The organism is Paenibacillus sinensis, from assembly GCF_019904155.1.
GTDB classification, from domain to species: domain Bacteria; phylum Bacillota; class Bacilli; order Paenibacillales; family Paenibacillaceae; genus Paenibacillus_AQ; species Paenibacillus_AQ sinensis.
This window is the reverse complement of record NZ_JAHCMB010000168.1, coordinates 24,993-43,662: the sequence shown is the minus strand read 5'-3', so window position 1 is coordinate 43,662 and position 18,670 is coordinate 24,993. Positions and strand designations below refer to the sequence as shown.

Genomic DNA, 18,670 nt, shown 5'->3' with positions numbered 1-18,670 from the left:
TCCGGCATCGCGCGTATCCGGCGGTAACCGATTATGAAATTTCGTCGTTCTTAAAGGCCACGCCTTCGACTTTGACGTTCACTTCAACGACGCGCAGGCCCGTCATGCTCTCAACCGCCTCACGCACGTTCTGCTGCAGCATCCGGCATACCTCGTGGATCGGCGTCTCGTATAGAACGATAATCCGCAGGTCGATTGCCGCTTCAAGCTGACCGACCTCGACTGTGACGCCTTTCTGCACGTTCTTGCCGCTGAGACGCTTCGCCCAGCCTTCCGACAGGCCTCCCGACATGGCTGCGATTCCCGGAGTCTCCAAGGTAGCCATTCCAGCAATTTTCGAGACTACATCGTTTGAGATACGTATATTGCCCATTTCCAGTTGAAGTTGTTCCGCCATGCCCTTTCCCCCTTACACTCATTATCAATTATTGTAAATCCTAAACAGGCCAAAAAGCAAATGAGTTCCGCACTTTCGTTTACACTAAGGAACAATTTGGGTATATTGAGAAAGAAGTTACTATACATATACAAGATCGGGGTGTGCATGATTTGAAGAAGTGGATTTCAACTTCACTGCTTTTTATTTTCTTCGTACTTAGCGCAATCGGACATTACGCCAACTGGGACCACACCCTCCAATTCGTGATCTCGGCAATATCGGTGGTCTTTGTCGCCGGTTTCCTCGGCAGAGCGACCGAAAGCGTAGCGCATTATGCCGGTCAGCGACTCGGCGGCTTCCTGAATGCGACCTTCGGCAATGCAGCGGAACTCATTATCGCCTTCTTTCTCGTTAAGGAAGGACTCTATGACATGGTTAAAGCGAGCTTGACCGGCTCCATCATCGGCAACCTGCTGCTCGTACTCGGCCTGAGCATTTTTGCCGGCGGCATGAAGTACAAGGTGCAGAATTTCAACATCACGCTTGCGGGGCTGAACGGCTCTCTGATGATTGTTGGCGTCATCGCCCTGTTCGTGCCGGCCATGTTCCTGAATACCCACTCTATCACGAAGAACGAGACTGCGACGCTCAGTCTGGTTGTGGCAGGCGTCCTGATCGTATCGTACATAGCCTGGCTGGCCTTCTCCATGATTACGCATAAAAAATATCTGGATGACGTCACCTCAGACGGCGAGGAGGAGCTCCCGAACGAGCATGCGCCATCTTGGTCCAAAGGCCAGTCGATCTTGTATTTGGTGCTTGCCACCGTTATGGTCGCGTTCGTCAGTGAATGGCTGGTCGGAACGCTGGAGAGTTTGACCGAGCGCTTCGGTCTCAGCGAGCTATTCGTCGGCGCCTTCCTTGTCGCCATTATCGGCAATGCCGCGGAGCACAGTGCCGCCATCATGCTGGCCATGAAGAACAAAATCGGCGCGGCTGTGGAAATCGCTGTCGGCAGCAGTCTGCAGATCGCCCTGTTTGTAGCTCCCGTGCTGATCTTCGCCAGCTATTTTATGGGAAGCACCATGGACATCGTCTTCACCACAATTGAGCTGGTTGCGATCGGCGTTGCCGTCTTTATCGCCAAGTCGATTACACAGGACGGCGCGACCAACTGGTACGAGGGACTGCTGCTGCTCGCCGTTTATGTTATCCTGGGCGTCTCGTTCTTTCTTGTGTGATCCAGTCTTTCTTTCAAAAACAAATCGCGCACTAACACAGCAAAACCCCGCGCAGCCGGTCTGCACGGGGTTTTGCTGTCGGTATGAAGCAGATCTTCTGTAGCCGTCAGGTCGTGCAGAACACGATCCGGCGATAGACTTAGCGCCTGTCCTTCATACCGCTTGCTCTATTGCTTCGCCTTCTCGTTCAGTGCTTCATATAGAATAGCCAGCTCGCGCTCAAGCTTGCTTACAATCTCCTTGCCTGCAAGCTCGGACAACAACCCGGCCCGGACGGCAAAATCGACTTCCCTGGAGAAGCCATACATTTGTGTATCCAGCACTTCCTCATAGAGAGGGCAGTAGCGTGTCGCCAGATTCTCCATCTGCACTTCGATGAGCTTTTGAATTTTATCGGCATCTTCCTGCAAAAGAGTAACGGCCAAGATATTCATCCGGTCCTGCAATTCAGACGAAGTCATGCATCTTCCCCCCCATGTCCAAAATATCATTCCAAAAAGGCTGTTAGTTTTATATTAGTCGAAATTTCCCGCCAATACAAGAATACAGTTCATGCATGGAGCATTGGCGGATTGCTAGATCCAGACCCTATGAAGAAACGCCCTGCCTGAAGGCAGAGCGTCCGGTGTGAAGATTGGGTTACTTTGGAATCACGGTGAATTTAAGGTTGTACTTGCCGAACACTTCACTCATCGCTTTCTTGGCTTCTTCAGCGTCGCTGCCATGAACATGCAGTTCATACGTTTGACTCGACACAAGCGTAGTGAACAGACCGAGAATGCTCTTGACATCAATGTACTTATTGTCTGCCTGAAGTACGATTGAGGAAGCGAATTTGCTGGCTGTTTGAGCGATTTCCACGATTGCTGCATTGTTACTGTTGGTGGACATAGGGGATCCCTCCGCAACTGATTTTAGGTTCAAGTATATGTTGTATGATCATTTCCATGATAATTGAATCCGCTTACCGGTGCAAGGATTTATCTGACAGCATTCCAACTATTTCAAATTCTCGGGATTGAGAGCTTCCAGCTCCGGAATTACAAAGATTCCGTCCTTGCGAATCAGTCTGTCGTCAAAATAGATTTCGCCGCCGCCATACTCAGGACGCTGGATCAGCACAAGGTCCCAATGGATAGAGGAACGATTGCCGTTATCCGTTACATCATAGGCCTGACCTGGCGTGAAATGCAGGCTTCCCGCGATCTTCTCGTCAAACAGAATATCCTTCATCGGATGCAGAATATAGGGATTAAAGCCAATTGCGAATTCTCCGATATAGCGCGCGCCTTCATCGGAATCGAGAATTTCGTTGAGGCGTGCGGTGTCGTTGCTGGTTGCTTCAACAATTTTGCCGTTCTCGAAGCGGAATTTAATATTTTCAAACGTAATGCCGTTATAGAGCGTGGCCGCATTATAGCTGATAGTGCCGTTAACAGAATCGCGCACAGGCGCGCTGTATACCTCGCCGTCCGGAATATTCGCCTGGCCGGAGCATTTCTCGGCGCCGATCCCCTTGATGGAGAAGGTGAGGTCCGTTCCCGGTCCCGTGATCCGCACTCTGTCGGTCTTCTTCATAAGATCCGCAAGCGGGTCCTGCGCTTTGTCCATTTTCGCATAATCCAGATTGCATACTTCGAAGTAGAAATCCTCAAAAGCTTCCGTGCTCGTATTGGCGAGTTGGGCCATGCTCGGGTTCGGGTAACGCAGAATGACCCATTTCGTATGCTTGACGCGCTGTTCGCTATGTACGGGGTGGGAATACAGCGAGTTGTACAGCCGCATTTTCTCTTCCGGCACGTCTGACAAATCGTTAACATTATCGCTAGAGCGGATGCCGATATAGCCCTGCATCTGCTTCATCCGGTTCAAATCGATCTCGGCCCAGGTTCTCAGGCTCTCTTCTGTAGCGCTCAGCAGCATGCTTCGCAGCACTGTACGATCGGTGAGCTGAACGAACGCATTCCCTCCTGCCTTGCCGATCTCTTCCACAACGGCCTTCAGCAAATCCCGCTCGCTGCCGATCATCTCAACCAGCACATTCTCGCCGGGCTGAACATCGACGGAGTAGCCCACCAGATTTTGGGCCAGTTTCTGAATTCGGGGATCTCTCATACCTACAACTTCCTTCCTTGTGCTTAAGCATTATCCTGCACGCAAATATTTCCACATGCCTATATATTGTAGCATTCCGGCAGGGATACGCAAGGCGCAGTCCCATTATCTACCGATATCCGTAAAAATCGACGCGCATGACCGTCATCTCCTGGCGTGATTTCCCCTCCGGCGTTAAATAACGGACCGTCCGCTGACGGGTAAGCGTTTTAGGAAGATTGCGCCTCGTATCCACCTTCAGATAATAGACAGTCTTCACCTCCGCCTTTTTCAGCCTGCGCTGCAGCTCGCCGTTCTCGTGGTCCCAGAGCTCTGCCAGGCGGGCGGTTACGGACTCGGCATGGTACGCCGCTCCCTTTGCTTCCTCGGAAACATTGCGAAGCGGTGTCATATTCTCTTCCAGTTCCCGGGAGAGCTGGCGAAGCCCTGCCTCTGGAGTGAGCTCAACCCGCAGCAGGACCGTTCCCCGGGCCGCGCCTTCCTCCCGCGTCACAGTCTTGTCCAGACTGTCCAAATCTTCAAGCTGAGAGAGGGGATTCATGCCGGGAAGCGGGAGCGGCTCCTGCGATTCCATGCTCTCTGCTCCAATCCAGCCCCCTTTCTCTTTGACCATTTTGCTGTAAAAAGCAGTGGCGGCTTCTCCGGCGCTTAACGTCTCCGGTTTCGGCGACCGGACAGCGCCTGAAGGCAGCGTGTACAGCGAGAGCGAATTATGGTCTTTCAGCTCCCCTCCATAATAGAGTGTAGCATCCTTCTTTTGAGCCCCGTTAACCGTAAGGGCGGCCTCTCCTTCAAAATTCACCCCATCAGTCCCAGTTATCCCGGACAGTGCAAGTCCCAGCTGCTCTGGAGCCGGTCTTTCACCCGCTCCCGTGCAGCCCGCAGTCATGAAGCAGCCCAGGGCTATCAGTCCCGTCAACCCTTTTCTTGCGAGTGCATATCCCATCGTCATCAGCGCCTCTTTCTTCCTCGCTTATCATACTTGATATCGTGTCCCCGTTCCGCAGGCTTATACCAAGAGCGTTTTGAGAGCCTTATACGGCGTAATGTTTGCAGTCAAAATAGCCCTCCGCCGCGATCCCGGCGAAGGGCTTGATCATTGTTATAACCGAATGAATTTCGGGCTAGCTCAGCCTACATCCCCGTCTATGCGAAGCATTAACGGCTTTACCCCTGCTTCCCGGCCTTCTCCTCGGTTCCCTTGTCCACAACCACCTGGTTGCGGCCGTTGTTCTTGGCCTCATAGAGCGCCATATCCGCTCTGTAGAACAGGGAGTCGACGCTGGCGAGGTGCTGGTCGTTCCAATTCCATTCCGCGATTCCGCAGGACACGGTTACTTCCGGATCTGTCTCCTTCTGGACCCGAACCCGAATCCGTTCCGCTACATGGAACGCCTGCTCCGACGAGAGCTGCGGCAGATAGATCGCCAGCTCCTCTCCGCCCCATCTCGCCGCCAGATCGCCCTGACGGATGGATAGCCGGACGATGTCGCTGACCTGCCGCAGAATGAGATCGCCCTTCTGATGACCATATGTATCATTGACCTGCTTGAAGTAGTCAATGTCCACGACGACAAGCGTACCGCAATAATCGCCGGTCTGCTTCTCCTTGATGGACTGGTCCAGAAAATGTCTGGCGTACAGTCCTGTCAGGGAATCCCGGTTAGCCAGCCTGTGGACTTCGGCGTGAAGAAGGGCATTGCCAACGGCAAGGCCGATGTGTCCGGCCAGCGACTGCAGCAGCTTGAAATGATCGTACGAGAAAAAACGCGGCTCCCGGTGGGTCAGCATGATAACGCCCCGTGCTTCGCCGCCGACGCTAATCGGCGTTGCAATAAGGGATTGCGACTCGGTGAAATCCATCAGCTTCGACCGGATTCCGCCCTGATCCGGATAATCGGACATAATGACGGGTTCGCCGGAGGAGAACACTCTTCCGCCTACCCCGCGTCCCACTTCGATGATCTCGCCGATCAGCGACGGATGATTGCAGGCCACTGCTTCAAGTCCCTGCTTCTCCTCGTTGTAGTGGAGTATGCAGCAGTAATCCGCTTCGAACATCCCCAGAAGCTCTTCAAAGGCGGCTTCGAACGTCTCGCCGAGCTGCAGGCTCTGGTTCAGACGCTGGGTCAGCTCGTTGCTCATTCTCAGCTCCCGGATCAGCTGATTGGATCTATCGTACAGCTTCGCGTTCTCGAACGCCGTGCCCGCCGTCCCGGCCACCATGGACAGAAAGGACAGGTCCGTGTCCGGATCTTCCGGGTTATGCATGACAAGATGAAACACTCCGTATACACCTTGCTTGCCGCCAAGCGGCAAACCGATTTCGACGAGAGGCTGGTCATCATGAGTCTTCATCGCTACGGAACCGTCCTTGAACGCCTTCTCCCGGACATCTTCCCTGTCCCATTTCTGCGGCACTGGCATCACCTGTGGAAGGGAACTGTGGTGATCCTGCGACATATACAGCGTAAGTTTGGCACCGGGATACATAGCTGCGATGCTCTCGATTACCTCGGTGAGAACGGCATCCACATCGATATTGTCGTGCATGCGCTGCACGATCTGGAAGAGCAGGGAACGCCGTCCGCTCTCCCGCTCGGCATGGTGATGGACCGCGGTCAGGTCCTCAACGAAGAGATGCTCCATCTGCCTGTAGAAGCAGGTGATGTAGTGAAGGGCCATGGCCTCGGCCGCATAGCGTCCTCCCTTAAGCATGTCGCCCGCCGGCATTTTGCAGCCTAACAGCGCGTATACTTCCCCGTCTGAACGGGTCTTCAGCGGCACAGCCAAATAAGCTGTCTCTCTGCCGTTCTCTTCGATCTGGAGCATGCAGTCCCTCGAAGATGTCAGACTGACGTTGACGACCTGCTCCCACAGCGGAGATTTCAGCTCGTCAGTTTCTTTCTTTCCCGCGAGCCATTTGCCTTCAAAGTTAAAGACACACCAGTCCCAGGCTCCCGCAAAAGCAAGACCCGCTCCTTTCTCCGTCCATTCGTGAAAACTGTCCGTAATCATGGCGGAGATATAAGGAAAGTCATGCCTGTTGATATCCAGTTGTTTGAGCCATGCCGCAGGATCCTTGGAGTTCCTGCCCGGCATCTTGATATTGCGTATCAGCGCATGGCTATCTTTAGTGCCGTTAGCTTCCTGCTCTGACATAAAGACGGGTCTCCTTTTCATCCTGAATGTAATCCGCTGCTCCAGCAATTAACACTATTTTACTCTCTTTCCGTTTCCATTGCATCATTTTTTCGGCTGTAAACAGATATTTTTTAGGTCAAAAGAACTAAAAGTTAAATAAATCATAAAGTTCTGAAAGCAGGCTTGACTTGGATAGGCTATTTCATATAAAATTTATTGTTGAACAAGACTGTAACAAGTCTTCCAATTGGGCGTAACATTGTGTCACCCTCACGCTTTTCGTCTGCAAGGGGCAGCGGCTGAACTTTCCCTTGCAGTGCGGAGCCATAAGGCGAACCGCTTCTAACGAACAGCGGCGCAAATAGAGCCCTGCTGAAATTACAATTAAAAAGGAGTCTACTATAACATGGCACGTTACACCGGACCTAAATTCAAACTCAGCCGCCGTCTGGGCATCTCCCTGAGCGGAACAGGCAAAGACCTGAAGCGCCCTTTCCCTCCTGGACAACACGGCGCTAACCAACGCAGAAAGGTTAGCAACTATGGCATGCAGCTGCTCGAGAAGCAGAAGCTTCGTCATATGTACGGTTTGGGCGAGAAACAGTTCCGCACTCTGTTCCACAAAGCGCATGGCATGCAAGGTATCGCGGGCGAGAACTTCATGTTCCTGCTTGAAAGCCGTCTGGACAACCTTGTATACCGTCTGGGATTCGCTAACTCCCGCGCTGGCGCTCGTCAATTGGTTTCCCACGGACATGTTACCGTTAACGGCAAGAAAGTCGACATCGCTTCCTATCGTGTAAGCACAGGCGATGTAATCGGCCTTCGCGAAAGAAGCCGTGCCCTGACTTCCATCAAGGAAGCTTTGGCTAACCGTACACATCTGCCGGCATACCTGGAATACTCCGATTCCGCAGTGGAAGGCAAGTTCATCCGTCTGCCGGAACGCGCCGAGCTCTCCCAGGACATCGACGAGAAGCAAATCGTCGAATTCTACAACCGTTAATCTTACGTTACCATTGCTTATACAGAAGCCTCCGGTTCATTCCGGAGGCTTCTTGTTCGTTAAACGGGGATCACATGGTGCAGTCCTCTCTATTATACTTACAGCTCCAAATGACAAGAACGGCAGGCCCTCGATAAAAGGCCTGCCGTTATGATTTGTATGCATCAATCTCATATCAAGCCAAGGTTCTCAGCTCAGTGTGAGCTTCGCGAATTTCCGCTTGCCGACCTGGATGATATCCCCATCCTGCGGCGTGATATCCGCGTTGGGATCGGTCAGCTTCTCCTCGTTCAGCTTGACCGCTCCCTGCTGGATGCTGCGCTTGGCTTCACCGCCCGAAGCCGCAAATCCGATGACCTGCAGCAGCCTGGTCAGGCGGATGGCTCCGTCCGTCAGCTCCCCGGCCGGAATCGCGATCGTTTCCACATCCTCCGGCAGCGCCCGCTGCTGGAATACCGTAATGAAATGCTGCTCTGCGGCATCCGCAGCTTCCTGGCCATGATACATTCTGACGAAGGTATGCGCCAGCCGCATTTTGGCGTCACGCGGGTGAACCGCACCGGAAGCCAGGCCTTCCTCAAGCTCCTTCAAGCCTTCGTTGGTAATATCGGTGGCCAGCGAGTAGTATTTCAGCATAAGCTCGTCGGGAACCGACATCGCCTTACCGTAGATTTCGTTCGGCTCCTCATCGATACCGATGTAATTGCCCAGGCTCTTGCTCATCTTCTGAACGCCGTCCAGACCTTCAAGCAGCGGGGTCATGATGGCGGCCTGCGTATCGACACCGTATTCCTTCTGAAGGGTCCGTCCCATCAGTAGATTGAACTTCTGGTCTGTACCGCCGAGCTCCACGTCTGTCTTAAGCGCCACGGAGTCCATGCCCTGCATCAGCGGGTAGAAGAATTCATGAATGCTGATCGGCAGGCCGTTCTGGTAGCGCTTGGTGAAATCGTCGCGTTCGAGCATGCGGGCCACCGTCACCTTGGCAGCCAGACCCACCACATCGGCAAAGTTCATCGGACCGAGCCACTCGGAATTGTAGAAGACCTTTGTCTTCTCCGGGTCCAGAATTTTATGAAGCTGCTTCTTGTATGTCTCCGCATTGCGTTTCACATCTTCTTCAGTCAGCTGCTTGCGCGTCTCCGATTTGCCCGTCGGATCGCCAATCCGGCCCGTGAAGTCCCCGATAATAAGCTGAACCTGATGGCCCAGCTCCTGGAACTGGCGCAGCTTGTGCATGACAACCGTATGTCCCACATGAATGTCGGGAGCGGAAGGATCGAGACCAAGCTTCACGTTCAGCGGCGTCCCCGTCACGACCGATTTCATAATTTTACGTTTCAATTCCTCTTCCGGCACAATCTCCACGACACCGCGTGAGATAATCTCCAGTTGGCGTTCGACTTCATGCTGCTGCTCCGGCAACAATTCTTCCCATTTCATCTTCGGCAACCCCTTCTCTTCTGTTTCTTGCATCTCTGGATCTACATCATACATGCAAATTCACGCAAAAAAGCCTCTTTCGCATCCCAAGGGACGAGAAAGAGACTCGCGGTACCACCCTAATTAAAACCATCGGCCCAACTATGTATAGTCAGCCTGCACAGTTTTCACTTCATTGCCATAACGGGAATGTTCATCCCGGTGCCGGACTACTAGTTGGAGAAGCAGCGCTCCCCATTGTTCCCCCGGACGGCTCCGGACCGTAATTCGCTAGAGCTCCGCCACCGGTTCGCACCTTCCACCGGCTCTCTGATGAAACGGGATTCCCTGCTACTTCTGTCCTTCCACGCCTTTGTGAATTATCCAATTGATTTCATTTATAGCATAGGCCCGTTCAATATGTCAAATTTCGTCCCTCTTCCCCTCTATCCTACACGCGCATTCAAAACCGCCATTTTGTGCTATAATAATTCCGGTAAAAGGAGGATGTCGATGGCTCAAGATAATATGAAGAAAGTGGCGGAGGATATTCGGCCGCGCAGATCCTGGCTTCGCCGAATCGGCTCCGTCATCAAATGGATGTTCATCCTGGGCTTTATGGCCGCGCTCTTCGCCGGCGGCGCCGTGGGCGGTTTCATTGCGTCCATAGTGAAGGATGAGCCCGTCCGGTCCGAGCAGACGATTCAGGAAGAGATCAGCCAGAACGATGTAACCGGCTTCGCCTACTTCCGGGACGGCACGCCGATCGGCCAGCTTCGAACAGACGAGGATCGAAGGCTCGTCGCCTTCAAGGATATCCCCCAATCGGTCATAGATGCCGTTCTCGCCATTGAAGATAATCGGTTCTATGAGCATCATGGTGTTGACATCAGCGGCACAGTGCGGGCCATTAAGCAGAAATTGCTGAACGAGTCCGTTCAGACCGGAGGCAGTACCCTCACCCAGCAGCTTGCAAGACGCGTCTTCCTGAGTCTGGATAAGACGGACGACCGCAAGGTCAAGGAAATTTTACTGTCGCTGCGGCTGGAACGATTTTTAAGCAAGAACGAAATATTAACGGCCTATCTCAACAAAGTTCCTTTTGGCAACGGTTCAAACGGATACAATGTGTATGGGATCAAGGCCGCCGCCAAAGGTATCTTCGGCATTAATGATCTCAACAAGCTGAATATCGCACAGGCGGCTTATCTGGCGGGTCTCCCCCAGCTTCCGTCCAGCTACTCCGCATTCAACGGATACGGGGAATTTAACGAGGCCGCATTCGGCCGCGCAATCGACCGGCAGCATCTGGTGCTGCGCCGCATGCTGGAGGAGAACAAAATCAACTCTTCCCAGTATCAGCAGGCATTGGCCTTTGACATCAAGAAGTCGCTTGCTCCGCATTCGAAGAAGGCTTATGTCACTTATCCCTATCTTATGATGGAGACGGAGCGGCAGGCAGCCGGCATCCTGCTTAAGCTGAACAAGGGACAGGATGGCGAGAGCAGCGCCGCCCAGCTGGAGAGTGCGCGTCAGCAGCTGCTGACAGGCGGATACCGTGTGTATACCACGATTGACAAAAAAGTATACAGCGCCATGCACAGCATCTCGGACGACAGCAGCAATTTTACGAAAGAGAGCAAGAAGAAAGGTCTGGAGCAGACCGCCGGCATCATGATCGAGAATAAGACCGGCGCGATTCTGGGGATGATCGAAGGCCGTGACTACAACATCGAGAGCATGAACTATGCCACTCAGATGGTGCGCCAGCCCGGCTCCACGATGAAGCCTATTGCCGCGTATTTGCCGGCTCTGGATACCGGTATCATTCAGCCCGCAAGCATTCTGGACGACGCCCCGATCATTTTGAAGGACGGCTCCAAAGGCTTCCATATTCCGAAGAACTCGAATAACCGTTATCAGGGACTGGTAACGGCAAGATACGCGCTCAACAACTCGCTGAACCTCCCCGCCCTCAAGCTGTTCGACGAGAAGGTGGGCATCAAGGATGCATGGGCTTTCGCCAAGAAACTCGGCATCACGACGATCCAGGACGAGGATTACAGCGCGCAGACGGGCGTTCTCGGCGGCCTGAAATACGGCGTAACCGTCGAGGATCTTACCAATGCGTATTCAGCTATCGGAAACAAGGGCGAATTCAACGACGCGTATATGATCGAGAAGATTGTAGACGCACAGGGCAAAATCGTCTATCAGCACAAGGCCAGTCCGCAGCAGGTCTTCTCTGTGCAGACCGCCTATTTGATGACCGACATGCTGCGCACCGTCGTATCCGACGGAACGGGAAGCACGGTCAAGAGCAATTACAAGCACTTTAAAGACGTTCCTATTGTCGGCAAGACCGGAACGACCCAGAACTATGCCGATGTGTGGTTTATGGGTTATTCCCCGGACGTCACGCTTGGCATGTGGGTCGGCTACAAGGAGCAGATCAACACGCTTGAAGGCAAGACTCAGCGCAAGCAGGCCCAGACGTTATGGGCGAAGGTTATGAACGCTGTTGTCGAGAAGGAGCCCGAGCTGTTCACAACCAAGAAATTCGACCAGCCGGACGGCATTGTCAAGGATACGGTTTCCGCTTACAGCGGCAAGCAGCCGACCTCGCTGACAGACAAGTTCACGACCGATATTTTTAATGCCAAATATGTACCCAAAGACAGTGATGACGGAATCACCCGGGCCAAGTATATTACGTACGGCGGAGTTAACTACATCCCGCGTGAAGGTACGCCAGATGACTTCCTGAACTCGAAAATCGTCGTTGCCAGAGAGAAGCCGATCGACCAACTGATCAAGGAGCTGGAAGCGGCGTTCCCGTCGATGAGAGATCATGAGCCGCTGGAATACTATTTGCCTGCAGACGCCAAATCCGACGTGCCGACCGAAATCGATCCGCGTCAGGACGACGGCGCTGCCCCGGCTTCGCCACAAAATGTGGCCTTGATTTACAAGAACGGCAAAGCGGTCATCTCCTTCGGCAAAAGTCCATCCGCCGATGTGGTAGGCTACCGGCTATACCGGTCGCTTCGCGGCGGAGCATTCCAGAAGGTCGGCGTGCTGACGTCCGGCGAAGGCACATCGTTCACGCCAGGAACGCCGGAGAGCGAATCGGCCGTGTTCTATGTGACAGCGGTCGATGTCGCGGGGAGAGAGACATCTTCCGCCTCTGTGGGCGGCAGCTATTCGACTCCTGAGCCTTCGCCGTCTCCATCCGCTTCGGAGGGGCCAGTACAGACCCCGAACCCTAGCGAGGGCGGAGAGCAGCTGCCAGGCGTCTTTCCCGGTCTTCCGGTCGATCCGCAGAGCACAGACAATCCCGGAACGATCATTGTATCGCCTACCCCTACTGGCACCACTACAGGCGGCACCGGCGAAACCAGTGGAACCGACGGAACCGGTGGAACCGACGCAGGAGCTGGAGCTGGCGCTGGAACCCCCGCTCAAGGCGGAACGCATACGGGAACCGGCAATTAAGCCGCAAACCAGCTGTAACAGCTGTTGGAACTCAGACGACTAGGATCATTAAGTTCAACATCATCACATAAGCAAAGACGGCTGACCGTCGCCCTGCCGGGCGATGAGTCAGCCGTCTTTTTTGTGGGTGTTCCTAGTCTACAATCTCTACTTCTTCAGTTCCTCCAGTATGCCGATGACGATTTCATGGGACAACCGAGAAGCCGTTTCAGTGAATTCACTGTAGCTGACATCCGCCGATCCGTCCGCTTTGTCGGACATGGCGCGGATAACGACAAATGGAACACCGTTCATATGGCATACTTGAGCCAGCGCCGCTCCCTCCATCTCCGCACAAGCACCGTTCATTTCTTCTCTGAGCTTAACGACAAGCTCGTGATTCGCCACGAACCGGTCGCCTGACAGGACTCGGCCTGTCACATAACGGGCCTTCCGGTCCATGCATACCTTGCCGGCGATACGGACCAGCTCCGGGTCAGCTGGAAATACGGATATGTCCTGATAGGGAATGACGCCCGGAGCATAGCCAAGAGCCGTTGCATCCATATCATGCTGCATGCATTCCGACGATATGACGATATCGCCGACATCAAGATCCGGATGCAGCGCGCCCGCCACTCCGGTGAATACGACCTTGGCCGCTCCGCACTGCTGAATCAAAATCTGCGTGGCAACCGCCGCATTGACTTTGCCGACGCCGCATTTGGTAACGACGACCGAATGTCCTCGAATCGTCCCTTTATAGTACGTGATTCCCGCGTAAACCTCGGCTTCGCTGTGCTCCATATCCTCCAGCAGCCGTCTGATCTCTTCATCCATGGCCCCCACAATTCCGATAACCGGATTCATAAGCTGCCTCCTTCTCGTAAGTTACCTATGTATAGCAGATGTATAGCAGAACCTGGACTAGATGCACAAACACAAAAAGCCCCAGGACGGGGCTCTTTACGTCGGCTTCAGTCATTCCGGCCGGCGGAGCGCCGACCGGTCCCACAGGGATGAGGTCCGAATTATTCGTTCATCCAATTATTCGTTCGTTTAATTACTCATTCACATGGCTGACGGAGAGACGCAGAATCGTCTCATGCGGAAGAATGACCCGCGGATTCTCCACGGTCTCCTTCTTCATCAGCTTCGTCAGAAGCCGCATGGCGACAGCGCCAAGGTCATACATCGGCTGGGCGACCGTGGTCAGCAGCGGCCGAACCATGGATGCCATACGGATGTTATCGACGCTGATGATCGAGAAATCATCCGGCACCTTCAGACCTTCGTCCTGAATGCTGTGGATCGCGCCGATCGCCATTTCGTCGGTTGCCGCGAAGATAGCCGTCGGCTTCTTCTTGAGGCCGAGGAAGTACTTCATGGCTTCAACACCGGATTCATAGCGATAGTTGCCGATACGGACCAGATCCTCCTGATACTCGATACCAGCCGTTTCCAGCGCCCGCTTATAGCCCTGGAACCGGGAGAAGCCGTTGGCCGGGTCCTGCAACGTGCCGCTGATCATGGCGATTTCGCGATGTCCGTGACGAATCAGCGTGTTGACGGCATCAAATGCCGCAGCTTCGTGATCGATGTCAACCGAAGGATAGGTTCCCTTCTCGTCACTGGTCGCGCAGAGCACGATCGGAACAGCCGATGTCTGGAAGGCCAGAATATGCTCTTCCGTAACGGTTCCGCCCATGAAGAGGAGCCCGTCCACCTGCTTCTCGAGCAGAGTGTTAATAACACGGATTTCCTTCTCCTTGCGCTTATCGGCGTTACACAAAATAATATTATAATGATACATATTCGCGATATCTTCGATACCGCGGGCGATTTCGGCGAAGATCGAATTCGAAATGTCGGGAATAACCACACCGACTGTCGTCGTCTTCTTGCTGGCAAGACCTCTTGCCACCGCGTTGGGACGATAACCCAAACGCTCAATCGCCTCATAAACCTTCTTTCGAGTCTGCGGCTTCACATTGGGGTTGTTGTTAACCACCCGTGATACCGTTGCCATGGATACGCCTGCTTCACGCGCTACATCGTAAATGGTTACAGTCAAATTACTCTCTCCATTGCGATAAATTTTATCGTTCGATCGAATTAAAATCATGATACGATAATTTGTACTTTTGTGCAATGATAACGCTTCAATTTCCTTTCAGAACTTCTTTCAAAGCCGATTCCGTTATCCGGGAATGGGACGTGTTCCATACCGCTTTACCGTTTTTGACAAGGATCGCTTGGGGCGACTGGTGCTCAATCCCCAATTTTGCTGCCGCTTCGCCTGATACGTCCCGGGACTCGATGACGTCGATTAGCGCATACGTTACCGATTCTTCAGGCTCGCCGCGAAGGTAAGACTGCATCTGCTCATAAGCTCCGGCGCTGATCGGACAGCGTGTGCTGTGCTTGAAGATCAGCAGGGGTTGCTCTTCCGAACGTGCAAGAGCTTCCTCCAGTTCCAGGGTGGAGCCAACTTGGATTAGTTGTGCCATTTAAGTTCCCATCCCCTTGTGCGAGAAATGTAACCTCTTACTTTATGGTATCAAAAAACGGCGAAAAAATCCAACATTTCTGAAAGATTTTCATTGAGTTACAGAAAAAAATTTCAACGTACACCGGTTTTATAGTGCGGAACCAATACAAGCAGCCTGTTCTCGATCTCGTTCATCCATTGTTTGTCCGATAATTCCGTTGCTACGCGGAGTATATCGAGAAGTAGATCAATCCGCTCCGCGACCGCCTGCCGTACCGCAGACTCCAGATCACGGTCCTCCCCAGTATAACCATTGAACGTGGAATTCAGCACAAAGGCCCACTCGTTGCGTTCTACAAAGGAAATGGTTAATCTGCCCGGAGCTTCGCCCAGCTCAGCCAGGAGTGAAGCAAGATCCGCCTTGACCGCCGGGTGAGGCTCATAGGTGAAGCAGGATTGGCACATAAAGACAGGGACTTTCTCGATTTTGACACGGGCTTTATAAATCAGGGTATGCATATGTATGATCATCTCGCCGCCGCAGCGGCAGGTTTGTTGAAGTTGAACAATTCGAGTCATGGATAGCACCTCAGTAGGGTTTTTTCACAATCAGTTTTATATATTCGCCGTCCCCCCTAAAAATCCTTTCGATTTGCACATTGTGTTTTATTTACCAGTTATGTATAACTTTTTCACCTCTAATGTGACTTTAAATTTTAAATTTGATAAAATAACCGGGATAAGTTTACGAAGGGAGCTGCTGTTGATTTGAGACTCGCAGGCAAAAAAGTAATTGCATTGGTAGACGATGAATTTGAGGATTTGGAGCTCTGGTATCCGGTGTACCGGGTGAGAGAAGAAGGAGCCGAGGTCCACTTGGCCGGGCTGGAGAAGAATAAAACCTATGTCGGCAAATACGGTGTACCTGCCGTCTCGGATTACTCCTGGAATGAACTGGAAACGTCTCATTATGACGGCATCCTCGTTCCGGGAGGCTGGGCCCCGGACAAGATCCGCCGGTATCCCAAGGTGCTGGAGCTGATCCGGGAATTTAACGAAGCCAAGAAGCCAATCGGACAGATTTGCCACGCCGGCTGGGTTCTGATTTCCGCCAAAATTCTGGACGGCGTCACGGTGACCTCCACGCCGGGTATCCGTGACGATATGGAGAATGCGGGAGCGATCTGGAAAGATGAGCCGGTCGTTACTGACGGTCACATCATCTCGGCCCGGCGCCCGCCCGATCTTCCTCCTTACGGCAAAGCGTTCTGCGACGCACTTGCCGGAGAATGATAAAAGATGAAAACCTCCGCTTTGCTGCGTCAGCCGGACGCGGGCAAGGCGGAGGTTTTCTTTTTCAGCGGCGACATGTCCATTAAGAGGGAATTCTAGCGGATACGCAGCGACTTATGCTCCAGGATCGGGTTCGGATAGCTGTATAACGTAAAGGTCAAGGGCTGCGGCAGGTATTCGGACGGCTCTCCCAGATTGATATAATAGTCGACTGTCCGACCTTCTGCCCCTTCCCGCTGCGACGATTCCATATGCGAGGTATCCAGCTTGTGCCCCTTTCCTATGCCGTCGGTATAGTCAATATCAAGGCTGACACCATACCAGGTATTGATGCTGTTGTCATTGCCCCTGAGTATACCCGGCTCCGAATAGCGCAGAACCATCTGCCCCTTCGCGGCAGGGACGTCCGAGAACTTGAGCTTGCTGTCGGGCGCCTTCAGGATTTCCTTCTTCTCTGTATCAACCACGAGCGTTAGACGTCCCTTATCCAGCGCCTGGATGCCCTCTACGGTCAGTGTAAGCGGGCCGCGCTCATTTTCGTTGTCATTGCTGAACACCATCGTTCCGATACCAAGATCTCCCTTGTATGACATGAAAGAGGTAAGCTTGCTCGTCTTCCCCTCCGCACCGGAAAGAATCGTCGGCGAGATCAGTCCAAAAATCTTCATGGAGTTGCTGTCCTTGTAATCATAATCCACATAGATGCCGGTCGGGCCGATGTACGCCTTGGACAACAAAATTTCCTGACCGTCGATAATCATTGAGCTATTAATCGGGATGTCCCTGCCTTCATGGACAGCTCCGGATTCGTCGAGCCGGAAGCTCGTCATAAGCTCGGTCCGGTACTTCATGCTGCTTGAAGTCAGTGCCTCCGGGCTGTCTTCAGTCATTGTCAGCGTCGCAGTCACGCTTGCCGGAATCTTCTGCACCGCTTGGTCCCAGGTGACCTGGATGATGTGATGAGCCGTTCCCTTGCCGCTCTCCATATCTCCCCAGCTTGAATAACCCGCGTAGATGCTCTTTCCTGTATCTTGATCCTTAAGCATAAAACCGGCGATTTGCGCTTTCTTGTCGCTATGATTCTCAGTGGTATACAGCACGAACATGCCCCGACGATCCGCAATGACGGCATCCACCGTGAACCGGTATCCGTTCTTCTCCCCGCTCGCGGCGCCGAGGGTCCGGTGCACCTCTCCGTAATCCAATGCCGTTCTGGGAGTAATCTGATCCTTGAGGATCTCGCGGAAGGGCTCAAGTTCGCCCCAGTTCGTCAGCGGCTTTCTTGCAGACATGGTCTGGTTCGTAAGTCCGGTAAGCCACGGAAGCAGGACCAGCACTAGCAGAGCAGCGGCTGCCAGGGCGGCGCCTACCCGCCACCTAGAATACGGTAGTCTGCGATTTCTTCCCCGCTCGATTCCCATTCGTATGGCTTCATCCAGCTTCCGGTCCTGAACCGCCAGCTCCTCAGAATCTCTCTCTGCCTCGGCAAAATAAGCGCGAAGCGCCCGCTCTTCCTCGCGTTCCGGCGTCATCTAAAATCCCCCTTTCTCCTCATTTGCTCCCTTAGCTGCTTCAGCCCTTTGTTCATCCAGGTTTTAACCGTCCCCTCCGGCCTTTCCAGAATCTCCGCGATTTCGGCAATCGTTAAATCCCGGTAATATTTCAGGACAAGCACCTGACGGTATTTGGGCTTGACGGCGTCCAGCGCCCGCTCCATATCCAGCTTCCGGTCGCTGGTCATGACGGTTGAAACCGAATCATCAGTCTCCTGGCCTGAAGGCACCACCCGGCTCCGGCGCTTCAATTCATCGTTGCAGCAGTTGATCAGGATGCGGATGATCCAAGGGACGAACCGGCTGCTGTCCTTCAGGCTGCTGCGTTTGATCCAGGCTCTGCAGGTAGCCTCCTGCAGCATTTCCAGTGCATCTCCCTCGTTCCGGAGATAGCTGTAGGCTATTCCGTACAGTGTCCGTTTCTGCTCCGCGACCTGCCGGAAGAATCGCTCTTCCTCCGTACCGGCGTCGGCTGTGGAGAGATCTCTTTGTTCGAGCTTCATATCCAGCCCCATCCTCCTCCCCCTTCTATATATCCGGATGACAGGCTCT

17 protein-coding genes and 1 other annotated feature are annotated in these 18,670 nt (G+C 53.3%); of the genes, 4 read left to right on the top strand and 13 right to left on the bottom strand.

Annotation, left to right across the window (positions count from 1 at the left end):
* Positions 1–31: 31 nt before the first annotated feature.
* A complete protein-coding gene (locus KIH86_RS19245; RefSeq protein ID WP_038695507.1) occupies positions 32–397 on the bottom strand; it encodes an Asp23/Gls24 family envelope stress response protein in 366 nt (121 codons plus the stop codon).
* Positions 398–549: 152 nt separating this feature from the next.
* Between KIH86_RS19245 and cax the strand changes: the two genes are divergently transcribed.
* Positions 550–1,620, top strand: coding sequence for a calcium/proton exchanger (gene cax / locus KIH86_RS19240; protein WP_223088282.1), 1,071 nt, complete (start codon positions 550–552; stop codon positions 1,618–1,620).
* Between the two features lie 167 nt (positions 1,621–1,787).
* Here the strand turns inward: cax and KIH86_RS19235 are convergent, their stop codons facing one another.
* From KIH86_RS19235 to KIH86_RS19215, 5 genes are all read right to left on the bottom strand, one after another.
* Complete coding sequence (locus tag KIH86_RS19235) at positions 1,788–2,081, bottom strand: YlaN family protein (RefSeq protein ID WP_223088284.1); 294 nt, start codon at positions 2,079–2,081, stop codon at positions 1,788–1,790.
* Positions 2,082–2,259: 178 nt separating this feature from the next.
* Positions 2,260–2,511 carry an HPr family phosphocarrier protein gene (locus KIH86_RS19230; RefSeq protein ID WP_223088287.1) on the bottom strand — a complete coding sequence of 84 codons (252 nt, stop codon included), beginning with the start codon at positions 2,509–2,511 and terminating at the stop codon, positions 2,260–2,262.
* A gap of 108 nt (positions 2,512–2,619) precedes the next feature.
* A complete protein-coding gene (locus tag KIH86_RS19225; protein WP_223088289.1) occupies positions 2,620–3,735 on the bottom strand; it encodes an aminopeptidase in 1,116 nt (371 codons plus the stop codon).
* A gap of 109 nt (positions 3,736–3,844) precedes the next feature.
* The gene (locus KIH86_RS19220; protein ID WP_223088292.1) at positions 3,845–4,687 is read right to left on the bottom strand and encodes a hypothetical protein; all 843 of its coding nucleotides are present in this window, start codon (positions 4,685–4,687) and stop codon (positions 3,845–3,847) included.
* 215 nt (positions 4,688–4,902) lie between these two features.
* On the bottom strand, positions 4,903–6,897 hold the full coding sequence (locus tag KIH86_RS19215) for a sensor domain-containing diguanylate cyclase (RefSeq protein ID WP_223088294.1): 1,995 nt from the start codon (positions 6,895–6,897) through the stop codon (positions 4,903–4,905).
* A gap of 388 nt (positions 6,898–7,285) precedes the next feature.
* Between KIH86_RS19215 and rpsD the strand changes: the two genes are divergently transcribed.
* Positions 7,286–7,885 (top strand): 30S ribosomal protein S4, encoded by a 600-nt coding sequence (gene rpsD / locus KIH86_RS19210; RefSeq protein ID WP_223088296.1) that lies wholly within the window; start codon positions 7,286–7,288, stop codon positions 7,883–7,885.
* Between the two features lie 189 nt (positions 7,886–8,074).
* Here rpsD and tyrS read toward each other — a convergent pair whose 3' ends face one another.
* The gene (tyrS, locus tag KIH86_RS19205; protein WP_223088298.1) at positions 8,075–9,328 is read right to left on the bottom strand and encodes a tyrosine--tRNA ligase; all 1,254 of its coding nucleotides are present in this window, start codon (positions 9,326–9,328) and stop codon (positions 8,075–8,077) included.
* A gap of 86 nt (positions 9,329–9,414) precedes the next feature.
* Positions 9,415–9,684, bottom strand: a binding site (T-box leader).
* Positions 9,685–9,820: 136 nt separating this feature from the next.
* On the opposite strand from tyrS, the gene KIH86_RS19200 reads away from it, so the two are divergent.
* Positions 9,821–12,802 (top strand): transglycosylase domain-containing protein, encoded by a 2,982-nt coding sequence (locus KIH86_RS19200; protein ID WP_223088301.1) that lies wholly within the window; start codon positions 9,821–9,823, stop codon positions 12,800–12,802.
* A 147-nt stretch (positions 12,803–12,949) separates the two neighbouring features.
* Here the strand turns inward: KIH86_RS19200 and KIH86_RS19195 are convergent, their stop codons facing one another.
* The 4 genes from KIH86_RS19195 to KIH86_RS19180 form a co-directional block, all read right to left on the bottom strand.
* Positions 12,950–13,651 carry a 5'-methylthioadenosine/adenosylhomocysteine nucleosidase gene (locus tag KIH86_RS19195; protein ID WP_223088303.1) on the bottom strand — a complete coding sequence of 234 codons (702 nt, stop codon included), beginning with the start codon at positions 13,649–13,651 and terminating at the stop codon, positions 12,950–12,952.
* A gap of 193 nt (positions 13,652–13,844) precedes the next feature.
* Complete coding sequence (gene ccpA, locus KIH86_RS19190) at positions 13,845–14,855, bottom strand: catabolite control protein A (protein ID WP_223088305.1); 1,011 nt, start codon at positions 14,853–14,855, stop codon at positions 13,845–13,847.
* Positions 14,856–14,943: 88 nt separating this feature from the next.
* Positions 14,944–15,291 (bottom strand): bacillithiol system redox-active protein YtxJ, encoded by a 348-nt coding sequence (ytxJ, locus tag KIH86_RS19185; RefSeq protein ID WP_223088307.1) that lies wholly within the window; start codon positions 15,289–15,291, stop codon positions 14,944–14,946.
* A gap of 113 nt (positions 15,292–15,404) precedes the next feature.
* Positions 15,405–15,851: a hypothetical protein gene (locus KIH86_RS19180; protein ID WP_223088309.1), complete on the bottom strand. Its 447-nt coding sequence runs from the start codon at positions 15,849–15,851 to the stop codon at positions 15,405–15,407.
* Positions 15,852–16,040: 189 nt separating this feature from the next.
* On the opposite strand from KIH86_RS19180, the gene KIH86_RS19175 reads away from it, so the two are divergent.
* A complete protein-coding gene (locus KIH86_RS19175) occupies positions 16,041–16,565 on the top strand; it encodes a type 1 glutamine amidotransferase domain-containing protein (RefSeq protein ID WP_223088311.1) in 525 nt (174 codons plus the stop codon).
* A 95-nt stretch (positions 16,566–16,660) separates the two neighbouring features.
* Here the strand turns inward: KIH86_RS19175 and KIH86_RS19170 are convergent, their stop codons facing one another.
* Positions 16,661–18,097, bottom strand: a complete 1,437-nt coding sequence (locus tag KIH86_RS19170) for a DUF4179 domain-containing protein (protein ID WP_223088314.1) — start codon at positions 18,095–18,097, stop codon at positions 16,661–16,663.
* On the bottom strand, positions 18,094–18,621 hold the full coding sequence (locus KIH86_RS19165) for a sigma-70 family RNA polymerase sigma factor (protein ID WP_223088317.1): 528 nt from the start codon (positions 18,619–18,621) through the stop codon (positions 18,094–18,096). The genes KIH86_RS19170 and KIH86_RS19165 overlap by 4 nt, the downstream gene beginning before the upstream one ends.
* Positions 18,622–18,670 lie beyond the last annotated feature (49 nt).